General features: G+C 67.6%; 7 protein-coding genes and 6 pseudogenes. 8 read left to right on the top strand and 5 right to left on the bottom strand.

The genetic code is table 11. The annotated features are described in order from the left end of the window. The coding region (locus ACLGIH_RS35015; protein WP_416529238.1) for an FG-GAP repeat domain-containing protein at positions 1 to 840 on the top strand (840 nt) is incomplete at its 5' end. 634 nt (positions 841 to 1,474) lie between these two features. Here ACLGIH_RS35015 and ACLGIH_RS35010 read toward each other — a convergent pair. From ACLGIH_RS35010 to ACLGIH_RS35000, 3 genes and pseudogenes are all read right to left on the bottom strand, one after another. Then, positions 1,475 to 2,964 (bottom strand): annotated as a pseudogene (locus ACLGIH_RS35010) (serine/threonine-protein kinase). Further along, positions 2,961 to 3,701 carry an FHA domain-containing protein gene (locus ACLGIH_RS35005; RefSeq protein WP_416529237.1) on the bottom strand — a complete coding sequence of 247 codons (741 nt, stop codon included), beginning with the start codon at positions 3,699 to 3,701 and terminating at the stop codon, positions 2,961 to 2,963. Before ACLGIH_RS35005 ends, ACLGIH_RS35010 begins: the two are co-directional and overlap by 4 nt. A 462-nt stretch (positions 3,702 to 4,163) precedes the next feature. Next, positions 4,164 to 4,550, bottom strand: coding sequence for a peptidase inhibitor family I36 protein (locus ACLGIH_RS35000; RefSeq protein WP_416523143.1), 387 nt, complete (start codon positions 4,548 to 4,550; stop codon positions 4,164 to 4,166). Positions 4,551 to 4,889: 339 nt separating this feature from the next. Here ACLGIH_RS35000 and ACLGIH_RS34995 point away from each other — a divergent pair, with 339 nt between their 5' ends. From ACLGIH_RS34995 to ACLGIH_RS34980, 4 genes and pseudogenes are all read left to right on the top strand, one after another. Further along, positions 4,890 to 5,843, top strand: a complete 954-nt coding sequence (locus tag ACLGIH_RS34995; RefSeq protein ID WP_416529236.1) for an IS481 family transposase — start codon at positions 4,890 to 4,892, stop codon at positions 5,841 to 5,843. A gap of 148 nt (positions 5,844 to 5,991) precedes the next feature. After that, positions 5,992 to 6,840 carry an IS5 family transposase gene (locus ACLGIH_RS34990; protein WP_416523144.1) on the top strand — a complete coding sequence of 283 codons (849 nt, stop codon included), beginning with the start codon at positions 5,992 to 5,994 and terminating at the stop codon, positions 6,838 to 6,840. Further along, positions 6,837 to 7,241, top strand: coding sequence for a hypothetical protein (locus tag ACLGIH_RS34985; protein ID WP_416523145.1), 405 nt, complete (start codon positions 6,837 to 6,839; stop codon positions 7,239 to 7,241). The genes ACLGIH_RS34990 and ACLGIH_RS34985 overlap by 4 nt, the downstream gene beginning before the upstream one ends. Before the next feature lie 679 nt (positions 7,242 to 7,920). After that, positions 7,921 to 8,043, top strand: a pseudogene (locus ACLGIH_RS34980) (hypothetical protein); the annotation flags it as partial. 81 nt (positions 8,044 to 8,124) lie between these two features. Here the strand turns inward: ACLGIH_RS34980 and ACLGIH_RS34975 are convergent. Further along, positions 8,125 to 9,272: pseudogene (locus ACLGIH_RS34975) on the bottom strand (IS110 family RNA-guided transposase); the annotation flags it as partial. Positions 9,273 to 9,528: 256 nt separating this feature from the next. On the opposite strand from ACLGIH_RS34975, the pseudogene ACLGIH_RS34970 reads away from it, so the two are divergent. Further along, positions 9,529 to 9,982, top strand: a pseudogene (locus ACLGIH_RS34970) (BTAD domain-containing putative transcriptional regulator). A 286-nt stretch (positions 9,983 to 10,268) separates the two neighbouring features. On the opposite strand, the pseudogene ACLGIH_RS34965 reads toward ACLGIH_RS34970, so the two are convergent. Continuing rightward, positions 10,269 to 10,627: pseudogene (locus ACLGIH_RS34965) on the bottom strand (transposase); the annotation flags it as partial. A 532-nt stretch (positions 10,628 to 11,159) separates the two neighbouring features. On the opposite strand from ACLGIH_RS34965, the gene ACLGIH_RS34960 reads away from it, so the two are divergent. Continuing rightward, the gene (locus ACLGIH_RS34960) at positions 11,160 to 11,534 is read left to right on the top strand and encodes a peptidoglycan-binding domain-containing protein (protein WP_416529235.1); all 375 of its coding nucleotides are present in this window, start codon (positions 11,160 to 11,162) and stop codon (positions 11,532 to 11,534) included. A 311-nt stretch (positions 11,535 to 11,845) separates the two neighbouring features. Beyond that, positions 11,846 to 12,653: pseudogene (locus ACLGIH_RS34955) on the top strand (transposase family protein). The last annotated feature ends 2 nt before the right edge of the window (positions 12,654 to 12,655 follow it).

Below are 12,655 nucleotides of genomic sequence, written 5' to 3'. Positions count from 1 at the left end.
AAGCAGACGAGCTGGTGGCAGTGGGAGGAGCCCGGAAGGACCACCCACAGCGTGACGGGTGACTCGTTCTCCGACCTGGTGGCGTCGAAGTCCGACGGCACGATGTGGCTGTACTCCAACAACTTCCTGCGTGACGACGGCAAGCCGTACAGCAGCAGCCGCCAAATCGGCCACGGCTGGAACAACTACGACCGCATCATCCCGGCGGATGCGACCGGCGACGGATTCACCGACCTGGTGGCACTCAAGCCCGACGGCACCATGTGGCTCTACTCCAACAACTTCATCCGTGACGACGGCAAGCCGTACAGCAGCAGCCGCCGTCGGCCACGGCTGGAACAACTTCAACCGCATCATCGCGGCCGATGCGACCGGCGACGGATTCACCGACCTGGTGGCACTCAAGCCCGACGGCACCATGTGGCTCTACTCAACAACTTCATCCGTGACGACGGCAAGCCGTACAGCAGCAGCCGCCAAATCGGCCACGGCTGGAACAACTACGACCGCATCATCGCGGCCGATGCGACCGGCGACGGATTCACCGACCTGGTGGCACTCAAGCCCGACGGCACCATGTGGCTCTACTCCAACAACTTCATCCGTGACGACGGCAAGCCGTACAGCAGCAGCCGCCAAATCGGCCACGGCTGGAACAACTTCAACCGCATCATCGCGGCCGATGCGACCGGCGACGGATTCACCGACCTGGTGGCACTCAAGCCCGACGGCACCATGTGGCTCTACTCCAACAACTTCATCCGTGACGACGGCAAGCCGTACAGCAGCAGCCGCCAAATCGGCCACGGCTGGAACAACTTCAACCGCATCACCGCCTGAGTGAGCGCTAAGTCCGATCTTCCTCGGTGCGTGATCGCTCGATCGTGGTACTGATCGTTGCGTAGCCCCTTTGCTGGGCATGTCCCTGCCGAGAGGCCATCCGTATACCGCTCGGTGGGCTTGTTCAGTCGAACTGGGTTCTGGATCGGGTGATCGCTGGGGCGATGGCGCATGAAGGAGAGGCTCCTCGGTAGCTGGCAGTTGCCATGCTCAAAAGCACCGAGGAGCCTCTCTTGCTTCCTGCGCGTCCGTGCCCGCCGCTCCGACTCGCGGGTGTGGGTCTGTAAGCGCGCGCCGGTCCCCGGTGCCGTCGTCGCCCGTGGTGAAGCAGACGACCCCCTCCGGGTCAGCTCTACGCGAGGGCTCCGGCCTGCACCGGTGCGGTGGCGGCCCCGAGGCCCACGCCCGCCAGGAGCGGCGCCCCGGAGACGAGTCCGGCCTTGCTCCCCCATACACCTGCGCGTTTCATGGATCTTCCTCCTGGTCGATGGCGCCGGAGGGTTCCTCCGATGTGTCGTGCCGGTCCACCGTGGCGGCGCAGGCATCGCCGCGGATCCCCGGGCTGCGGGTGGTACCTCGAACGTTCCAGGATCGCCCGCGGGGGCTCGGCACCCCTTCCCCGTCGCCGGTCGGCTCAGTCGAACAGCGACAGGATCCGCCCCACCATCGACGTCTCCCCGGTGGCGCAACTGTCGACCAGCCGGTGTGAGCGCGGCGCGTACGTGCCCGACAGGTTGCCCATGCCGTGCAGCTTGGTGCAACCGGTGCGCTGGGCCTCCCGGGAGCGGTCGAGTCCAGCCGGCTGGAAGTCCGTGCCGCGGTAGTAGGCCACGTCGTGGTTCTTCCGTTCGTCCGTGAGGTTGTTGAAGATGGAGCGGACCGGTCGGCCGTCCGCCCACGCACACGTCCGCTCCCCCGCCTGCCAGTCCGCGTCGTCGCCCCGCCAGTCGCACATCTCGCCGTTGCCGTTGTGCTCACTGAAGAAACAGACGCTGTCGGGCGGGCAGCGGTGGTAGCCGAACGGCTTCGCGCCGCCCGTGTGGGTCGGGGCCCTCGACGCCGCCGGCAGCGCCTCGTACACCGGCGTCCCGTCATCGTGGTGGACGTACGCGTACGCCCCGCCGATCAGCAGCGCCGGGAGCGCCAGCATCGCCGTCAGCAGCACCGCCGCCACCGGGTGCCGGCGCCGGAAGGGGGCGCGCAGGCGCGGCGAGCGGGCCGAGTGGGGAACGTGTGCCGCCCGCTCCACCTGCCGCAGCAGGGTCTCGGCCGTGACGCGCCGCGCGTGGGTGGGGGCCAGACAGGCCAGAACGATTATCCTCCAGGGTTCGGGGAGTTCGGGAGACAGGCGCAGCTCCTCGGCGCCGCGCGCGTAGCGCGTCGCCGCGTCGGCGCGGGCCTCCGCGCTGCCGCCGGGCAGTGGGAAGGTACCGGTCAGGACGAGGTGCGCGAAGACGCCGAAGGCCCAGATGTCGGCGGATGGGCGGATCCGGATGCCCCGCTCGTCCATCTCCGGCCACAGCAGCTCCGGCGGGGTGTAGTCGGGCGTGGCGAAAACCGGGGCATAGGCGTGGGTGCCGTCCAGTTCCGCCGCCATGTTGAAGTCGGCCAGCCGTACCGAACCGTCCTCCATCAGCAGCACGTTGGTGGCTTCAGATCGCCGTGGACCCAGCCCGCGCGGTGCAGCTGATACAGGCCTTCGCAGACCTGCGCCAGCATCGCGGGCCCCGACGCCGGTCTCGGGTCGTGGGCGAGTACGGCGTCCAGGGAGCCCTCCGCCCGCTCCAGGACGATGACGGTGGCCCCATCCAGCTCCGGGTGGTCCGGGTCGTCGACGGTCAGCGTCTCGAACATGCGGATGAGGCGGGGGGTCCGCAGACGGGCCAGCACCTCCACCTCGCGTTCGGCCAGTTCGCGCAGGTGGCGCAGTTGGCGCGGGGTGCGGGTGCCGGTCGGCAGGAACTTCAGGGCGGCCCGGCGGGGCAGGGCCGGATCCGCCCCGGCGGCCGGCCTGCCCGCGTAGACGGTCGCGAAGGCACCCGACGCCAGCGGTTCCCGCACCTCCCAGTCCCCCACGCGGTAGCCCCGCGGTACGGGGACCGCGTGCGGCTGCTGCCAGGTCATCCGGCCGCCTCGCCCGGTGCCGCGGCCAGCAGGGCCAGGTCGTCCTCGCGGACGAGGTCGAAGCGCAGGGCGAGCGAGACCAGGGAGTCCTTCTTCCCGTTGGCTCGCCGTGCGGGTCCGGCCGTGTCCGGGTCGGTCCGGAGGCGCAGCTTGACGGCCAGGTAGTCGATGTTCCAGTAGACCGCGCTCCTGGTGACCGTCGGCCACACCGCCCGCAGACGCTCCACCAGTTGCTCGACCGCCGGGAGGGGAGCGTGCGGCTCGCCACGCAGGCGGGGCTCGCACAGGGCGGTCAGCACCGCGAAGTATCGCTTGGTGCGGTCAAGCAGGAACGCCGGGGCCGTCACGTCCCCGGAGAGCCCGGTCCGCGCGACGCTGCGGAAGGCGTGGCCCGGCGCCCAGACGTCGAAGGCGAGCAGGTCGCCCGCCGCGGGCAGGACCACGCGCGAGAACTCGAACGGCACGGGGGCGTCCACGCGGCCCGGGGCGACCTTGATGTGCTCCCCCGCGCCCTCCGGGTTCTCGACCACGTAGGTCTGGTCCTCGCTGAGGTTGCTCAGCAGCCAGAAGGTCAGGTGCGCGGTGATCTCCCCGGCGGCCCGGGGCACCCCTTCGTGCGCGATGGTGAGACGGTCGTCGGCAGGCGCCCTGCCGAAGGCGAGCCGCTCGCCTGTGGCGATCCTGATCTGGCCGTCCGGCCCGGCGCAAGCCGGTGGTACGACGATGATGCTGTACACGGATCCGTCCCCTTCCCCGATTCTTGAGAGCGGCCCTCCCCCGCCGACGAGGGCAGGGTAGGGGACGCTCCGGACGGATATCGAAGCTTCGCCCCCGACCCGGCGCGTCCGCGGAAGGGGCGGGGCACGGCGGAGAGGCCCGGCGCGTCATCGGGTGTGAGCGGTTCGAAGGCCAGCGGTACCGCTGGCCTTCGAACCGTAGTCACGACCGCGTACCGGTACATCACCGAGGCCGTCGAGCACTTGCGAGGCGATCACCGCGGCTTCACCTGGCAGGACTCCCGGCTCACTGACAGCGACAACCCTGCGAAAAGGTCAGTGACGCTCGAATCTCTGACTCAGGTCGCTAGGCGCTGGCCGACCTCGGCGTCAACTGGGCGACGACCTGACTGCCGGCGGGCGGTATCGTTCTGCTGTCGCCCGCTGGCAGTCAGTGGATCGGAGTCACGCTCAACCGTGTGGTCAGCGGCAGTTGACCCAGTCGTTGGAGCCGATCGGGGTGGACGGCATGCTAGACACAGACTCTCCGCGTTCCAGGGTCCCTCCGTTGCCCCGGTAGTTGGTGTTGATGTACACCGTCACGTCGCAGCTGTTGCCGTTGTTGAACATGGACACGACGCCGTTCTTGAAGGCGCCTCCGTACTGGAAGAGGTCCGCGTTGTCGTACTGCACCTTCTGCATCGTGCCCTGGTAGTTGGCCCGCGGCCACACGCAGAACCATCCGCGCGGACAGTCGGACTTCGCTTGCACCCCGACCTCACCGGAGCCGGTAGCCGCCGCTGTCGCCTGCGTCGCTCCCACGATGGAGAGCGCGGCAATCGCGACACCGAGCCTCTTGTGAACCCTCATCAAGTTCCCCCTGAACAAAGTTTCCATTGTCGACGTCAAGACTGACCGGTCCCCGCGAGGGCAAGGCAGCTCGCACCATGTCGTCGTACTTGCCGATACCCATTCTCTTCGGTCGGGCAGCCAGGGCGCCATGCAGGCGTGTCATCGGGCGTGCGCGCCATACTCAGCAGCTCCCGCGCCACTTCGGCCTTGTCTCAGCGGACGCCGGTCTGGGCCCTAGCTGTTCTGTCCGGGGAGGTTGTGGACGGGTGAGCCAGGTCTCGGCTGAGGGATCTTGAACAGGTGAGGGCCTTCCGGTTCGGTGTGGATTGCGACGTCTACACCAACAGAAAGGCCCTCGTGCCCCACCGTAATGCACCCCTGACCGAGACTGGACGGCTGCGTCTGGCCCGCTGCGTGGTCGAGGACGGCTGGACTCTTCGCCGGGCCGCTGAACGCTTCCAGGTCTCGCCCACCACCGCTCAGCGGTGGGCCGACCGCTACCGGGCGTCCGGCGAGGCCGGGATGAGTGATGTGTCCTCCCGCCCGCACACGAGCCCGCGCCGCACCCCGACCCGCACCGAGCGGCGCATCATCAAGGTCCGCGTGCTGCGCCGGTGGGGCCCGGCTCGCATCGCGCACCTGCTGCACCTGGTGCCCTCGACCGTGCATCGGGTCCTGACCCGCTACGGCCTGGCCCGCCTCGCCCATCTGGACCGGGCAACGGGCCGTGTCATACGCCGCTACGAACGCGACAAGCCCGGCGAGCTGGTCCACGTCGACATCAAGAAGCTGGGCAACATCCCCGACGGCGGCGGCCACAAGGTCCTCGGCCGCCAGGCCGGTCGTGCCAAACGGTCCAGCGTCGGCTACAGCTACCTGCACACCGCCGTCGACAACCACTCCCGCCTGGCCTACAGCGAGATACACACCGACGAGAAGAAGGAGACCGCCACCGGCTTCTGGCAGCGGGCCCAGACCTTCTTCGCACAGGCGGGAATCAGCATCGAGCGGGTCCTGACCGACAACGGCTCCTGCTACCGCTCCCGTGCCTGGCGCGACGCGCTGGCAGCGGCCGGGATCACCCACAAGCGAACCCGGCCTTACCGGCCCCAGACCAACGGCAAGGTCGAACGCTTCAACCGCACCCTGCTCGACGAGTGGGCCTACGCCCGCCCCTACCAGTCAGAGCAGGAAAGACGTGACGCCTTCCCCAGCTGGCTGCACACCTACAATCACCACCGCGGACACACCGCGCTCAAGGGCCAGCCACCCGCCAGCCGCGTCCCCAACCTCACAGGGCAATACACCTAGCCATGGCTGGTGTCAGTCGTTCTCGTCCCAGCAGACGTACACCTGAGAGGGCGGTTCGTGAGTTTTTGAGTGGCTCTGTCGTCGCCTGATGGTGTGGGCACGGGCGGAATCTGCCGGTCCGCAGCCGGTGGTCTGCTGGTGTGGCGGGGTGAGTGAACGCAAGCCGTACCCGAGCGACTTATCGGACGAGCAATGGGCTCTGATCGAGCCGGTGATCACCGCGTGGAAGGACCGGCACCGCTCGGTCAGCGGCCACCAGGGCGTCTACGAGATGCGGGAGATCGTCAACGCGATCCTCTACCAGGGCCGGACCGGCTGCCAGTGGGCCTACCTGCCTCACGATCTACCGCCGAAGAGCGCGACGTACTACTACTTCGCTGCTTGGCGGGACGACGGAACAGACCAGGTCATCCACGAACTCCTGCGCTGCCAGGTCCGTGAGAAGGCCCGGCGATTAGAGGACCCGACCCTGATGGTGCTGGACACCCAGAGTGTCCACGCGGCCGCCGGGGTCCCCGCCTCCACGACCGGCCGGGATCCGGCGAAGCGGGTGCCGGGCCGCAAACGGGGACTGGCCGTGGACGTGCTCGGGCTGGTCATCGCCGTCATCGTGCTGGCCGCGAACAGCCACGACAACGCCGCGGGCATCGCCCTGCTGGACCAGGTCGTCGAGCACGCCGGCGGCACCGTCCGCAAAGCCCTGGTCGACCAGGGCTTCAAGAACCAGGTCGTCGCACACGGCGCCGGCCTGGGCATCGACGTCGAGACCGTCGAACGCAACCCGCATCAGGCGGGGTTCGTTCCGCAGCCGAAGCGGTGGAGGGTCGAGCAGACCTACGGGATCTTGATACTGCACCGGCGTCTGGTCCGCGACTACGAGCACCGCCCGTCCTCCTCCGCCTCCCGCGTCTACTGGGCGATGACCCATGTCATGGCCCGACGCCTCACCGGCGCGAACACTCCCACCTGGCGCGATGCGCAGGCGGTGGCAGCGTGAACATCGAGCCCCTACTCGACGCACTCGGCCTCCAGGAGGAGGCCGCCCGGTCCCTGGCCGACGATCTCCGCACCCAGATCACGCAACTGCAGGGGCGACTGCGCGAGGCCGAGACTCACCTCGAGCACCTGGCGATCACCCGGAAGACCGTCACCGTCCTCGCCGACCGGCTCCCCACCCAGGCCGCCTCACCCGAACTGCCCGACCACCCGGACTACCCCCGCATCCTCGCCGTGTTCAACGACGACAGTGGCCCGATGCGGGCCCGTGATGTCTGCGAAGCCCTCGACCACGTACTGCTGCCGAAGAACATCGAAGGCACCCGCGCCAAGCTGAAACGCCTGGTCAAGCTCGGCATACTCACCGAGATCGACACCGGCAGCTTCGCCAGGAAGCAGTAACCGACAAGGTCCGCGACCAGCAGCCCTGCCCCAACCTCACCTCGGAACGGACATCAACTCACGAACCGCCCTCTGACGCAGATACGGCCACGTCGCGGGGCCAACCTTGCCGTCCACCGCCAGAACCCGCCTGCCGCACAACTCATTGAACGCGTGCCTGTGAGGGTGGCGACAGTTGCACCGTCCGAGCGGGCCATCGCACGGCGCTTGGGGCGGCGCCCCGCTCTGTGGATGATACCACGCATAGCGCTCCTGGGATTGACTACACATCGGCAGCGACCTAGTGTCCGCCCGGCCGTGAATGCAGCGAGGAAGCGCGGACTCTGCCGCACTTCCCTGCTGCTTCGCGGTGGCGGGTACAACCGTGCCTCGCAGTCGTGCAGCGAACCTGCAGCAAATCTAGAATTTCCTGGTGGGGCCGTGTCTGCGGCCGGACAGGGACGGGGGTCGGGCGTGGAGTTGTGCCTGCTGGGTGGGTTTGAGGCACACACGGATGATGCCCTCGGTGAATCTTGGAACGGCACGACAGCAGACGGTGCTGGCCGGTCTGCTCGTGGACGCCAATCGGCCGGTGGCGGTTGATCGCTAGTGCACCGGGTGTTGGGGGGACGGGCCGCCGCAACGTGCCAAGCAGGCCCTGTACGGCTATGTCTCCCGGTTGCGCCGCCTGCTGCCAGGGATGATCACCCGGACGGCGGGCGGCGGATATGTGCTCACCGCCGACGAATCGAGGGTCGACGTGCACCGATTTCACCGGTTGCTCGGGCTGACTCAACAGGCCGACGACGATGCGCGGGCGGTGGCTCTGTTCGAGGAGGCACTGGCCCTGTGGCGGGGGGGGTGCCCCTATGGGTTTGGTCAAGCTGATGGGGCGGTTTGGGGTCGCGAAGAGGACGTCGGTTCGTCGTCTGGCGAGGCAGAGGAGGGCTTGGGTGTGGTGCTTGCCCTGGCTGATCTTCTTGTCGTAGTAGGTGCGGGATGCCGGGTCGGCCAGGGCAGCGAACGCGGAGAGGAAGAAGGCCCGTTTGAGCTGCTTGTTTCCTCTCCGGGACGGTTGCTCGCCACGGATCGACGAACCCGAGCTGCGGGTTGCCGGGGCGAGGCCGGATAGGCGGCGAGGTGGGCGGCGGAGGGGAACGAACTGCCATCGCCCACGTCGATCAAGATCCTGGCTCCGGTCCTGACGCCGATGCCCGGCATCGAGGTCAGGACCTGGAAAGAGGGTGGGCCTCCAGCAGGTCCTCGATCCGTCCGGCCAGCAGTTTCCGCTGGTCAAGGACAGCGGTCAGCGAGCTGGCCAGGCTCGGAACGATCAGCGCGGCCGCATCCGTGCCCGGGACGACCACGGTCTGCTCGTCCAGCGCGGTGAAGATCTCTTCGACCAGCCGCTCGGCCATCCGCGGCGCCTTCGGCCGCAGGAGGGTCACGAGCTTGCGGCGTCCGGCCTTGCGGATCTGGGCCGGAGACCCGAGCCGTTCCAGCAGCGTGAGCACGGCGGCGTGCTGGATGCGCGGGCCGAGGACTCGTTCCACGTGCGGGTGGATCTGCGTGAGCAGGCCGCGGAGCCGGTTGCTGATCCGGGTGGCTTCTCCGGCCAGGTCGTCATCGAAGCCGACGATCATCTCCAGTTCGGCGATGGTCTCGTCTTCCAGTTCGACCGAGCGGAGCGTGTGCGGCATGACCCGGGCCGCGTCCGCGATGACGAAGGCGTCGCGGGCATCAGTCTTGGCCTCGCCCGGATAGAGATCGGCGATCCGCCGCATCGTCAGGCCGGGCAGATAGGCGACCGGGCAGCCCATGTCCCTCGCGACTGCCAGCGGCAGAGCGCCGATGGAGGCCGGCTGGTCGACCACGACGAGCACGGTCCCGTGCTTGGCCTGCAGCTTGCCGAAGACCTCCCGGAGCTTGGGTTCGCTGTTGGGTAACCGCTTGTCGAAGGCCTTCTTCCCGGTCGTGGTGACGGCGGTGGCGGTGTTCGCCCTTGCCGACGTCCAGTCCGAGGAAGGCGCCGATGTCGCTGACGTCGATCACGTGCGTCCTTCGGTCGTTCCCGCCCAGCCGTCCCACGGCACCGATCGCCACATCCACATTACGAAGAGCCTCCCGACCTGCGAAGAAGCCGGTGGTCATGCCCCTAATCAGCGGTCTGTCGATGCCTCCGGAGCCGGTGACACCACCCCGGGCCATGCGTTCGACAGGGGAGAAAGTCATGCCAACTCCGAAGGCCGGGCGCCCCATTGCGGGGCCACCAAAACGGTAATGGGGAGCCCCTCGCCATCGATACCCCTTGGTTCAACACGGCCCGCGACGCGCTCTCTGCAAGGAGCGACGGGCCGCCGAGCTGGACTACACAGACCTGCGGCTGCGCCTGGGGGAACATACCGCGCTGCTTGCCATGCCCGCCCAGCACAGCGCCACCCATCCGCTGGACGAGCGGCTGGCCGCCCAGTACATGCTTGCCCTGTACCGCAGGCGCCGACGCCCTCGCCCACTACCGGCACCTTCGAGGCTTGCTCGCCGATGAACTCGGTAGCGACCCGGGGCAGGAACTGCAGCGCCTGCACCAGGCAATACTCAACGGCAGCCGTGACCTGAGCCCGCCGTGCGCCGCTCCACCGGTCGCAGCCACGGCCATCGTGGCGAAATTGCCAGGCGGTCGACTGCCAACAGAGCGGCTACGCCCGCTCCGCGGCCTCGACCGCCTACGCTACTCGCCCGGGCGCTCAACACCACGGGGCTGATCCACGCATATCTCGGCGAGTTCGACCAGGCGGCGAACCGCACGACGGAAGCGATCGAGACGCTCCGCGCGAACGACCGGCCGTCCGGTACCCAGCCCCCCATTGCCGTACGTTTGACCAGGTCGATCCAGCAGCCGGAGCGGATCTCGGTCAGCTTGAAGCCCTTGTGCTCGCCGCCCTCGTCGTGCTGGTCGACCGTGATCGTCCTGGTCTGGTCCGTCACCCTCAGCAGCGTGCCGTGCTCGTCGTACGTGTCACTGGTACCGGACTTGCGGTCGGTCAGGGTGTAGGTGCCGTAGACCCCGACCTGGGAGTTCTTGATGCGTCCCGCGGTGCCGGTGTACTGGCGTTGCACTCCCGCCGAGGCATGGCCCTTCTTCACGAAACCGGTCTCGTCCACGATGAGGACACCACCGTCGGTGCCGAGGTGTTCGACGGCGTAGGCGCGGATGTCGTCGCGGACGGCATCGACGTCCCAGCGGGCGTAGCGCAGCAGCCGCTGCATCGGCCCCGGCCGCGCGTGACCAGCCTGTTCGGCCAGCCGCCAGCAGTTCTTCCGCTCGACGCAAGACAGTAGTCCGAGCAGATAGAGCGGGCGCTCGCCCTCGGCTCAACTCGGCCGAACCGGCCCGCGATCCGGGCCATGGCCTGGTCGAACATTGCCCGCCAGCGGGCGGGGTCTACGCTATGGCCAGCGGCCACCGCACGATCTTCGTTTGTCCACACACCAACCGATGATCACGCGGTGGCCGTACCGTTCCCCGCCGGGTACGGCCACAAGATCGCAAAGTCAGACTGGAGTACTAGACGAGTAGTTCAGAATGCGGGGTTCCCGGAGGATGAGTGTCCAACTTCTGCGGTACCACGGAAGTTGTAGGAACCGGGGCGGCTACCGCGCTGGTCTGAGCGAGGGTTCAACCCGTGGGACGCGGTCTTATGGTGTGGACCGTACGTTCTGGGAACACAAGGGTCCACCAGAGATGGGCTGACAGCCCTTCTTCGTTCCTCAAGGGGGAAACTATGCCTGCGCGAATCACATCGCGCCTTGCGACTGGGCTGACGGCCGCCGTGGCTGCGCTGGCGATCGGCGGTTTGACCGCCGCTCCCGCGTCCGCCAGCGGAACCTACAGCGGGCTTCCCTATATCCAGGGTGCTGGCAACTACCGGGACGACTTCCATGACGAAGGCGTCCTGTCCACCAGCACACGCCTACTCCAACGCCACCTGCCTGTGGCAGAAGGTCTTGTGGGCGCACGGCCTTCTGGACTGGTCCGACATCGACGGCATTTACGGCACCAAAACAGCCACAGCCACCTATAATTATCAATATAGGCGCCTCCTTTCCAGCTGGGACGGGATCGCTGGCCGGGAGACGTTCACCGATGCGATGGGCCATCCCGATTGGCTGAGGGACACCAACGGTGACGGTAACCCGGACGAATACGTAGCCCGTAAGGGCTTCAAGCTCACCCGCGACGCCAACGGCAGGTACAAGTTCTACGACGCCGAAGGCAACGCGCGGCTTGCCTACAACTACCTGACCTGCAGCTAGACGAGTAGTTCCGATGTGGCTGAGTGGTCCCTACCTTGTTGATCGGGATGAGCGAGCCATTCGTAGGGTTGGTTCACCCAGGGGTGTCGGGTGTGGCTTTCAGTGGTCTGCGTCCGTGGCTTCTTACGATTCGCCGCCCGACACCCCCCGACGACTCGGCTGCTGATTACTGAGGTTTTCTCAGTGAAATGATCGAAGTGAACCGGTGTGGATCACCGGCGAGAGGCGCCACACCACTCGGACAGACGTAAAGCCCCTGGTAGGACAGGTCTCACCACAAGATCATGTCCGTAACCACCAGAGGCTTCACGTTGGTCACCTATGTTGTCATGCTCGATGTCCCGCGCCATGTCGTGGAGTACCTGTCGCGTCTGCTCGCCGCGCACCGACGGCACATCGGTACCCCGCGCGGCAGCCGGGCGCTTGGCCCGTTCCGCCAGGCGGTGCTGGTGCTGCGCTGGTTCCGAGAGCGCGGCTGCGTACACTGCCTGGCCCGGGATGCCGGAGTCTCACAGGCCACCGGGTACCCCTACCTGCACGAGGGCATCGATGTCCTCGCCGACCAGGCCCCGGACCTGCATGAAGTCCTGGACCGTTGTCGGCGCGAAGGTATGACCCACGTGATCCTGGACGGCACGCTGATCGAATCGAACCGGCTGGCCGGTGTCCGCGACAACGGCAACGACCTGTGGTTCAGCCAGAAACACAAGGCGTTCGGCGGCAACGTGCAGTTCCTGGCCGCTCCGGACGGCACCCCGCTGTGGGTCTCCGGCGTCGAGCCCGGCTCTACCCCGACATCACCGCCGCACGCATTCATGCCCTGCCCGCCCTCTACAAGGCGGCGGCCGACGGCCTGCCGACCCTGGCGGACAAGGGCTACATCGGCGCCGGCATCGGCATCCGCATCCCCGTCCGACGCCCAAAAGGCAAGTCCGAGCAGGCGCTTCACGTCGACACCCGCATGTCCAACACCCTGCTGCGACACCTACGGCGCTCGGCGAGCGCACCGCCGCCGAACTCAAGCAGCGATGGCGCACCCTGCAGCACGTCACGCTCAGCCCCAGCCGCATCGGCGACATCGCCCGCGCGGCCCTCGTCCTCAACGGAATCTGGAAGTGATC

This window comes from Streptomyces hamibioticus, from assembly GCF_047946815.1.
Lineage (GTDB): Bacteria > Actinomycetota > Actinomycetes > Streptomycetales > Streptomycetaceae > Streptomyces.
The sequence above is the reverse complement of the archived record's forward strand: the minus strand, read 5'-3'. Positions and strand labels throughout refer to the sequence as shown.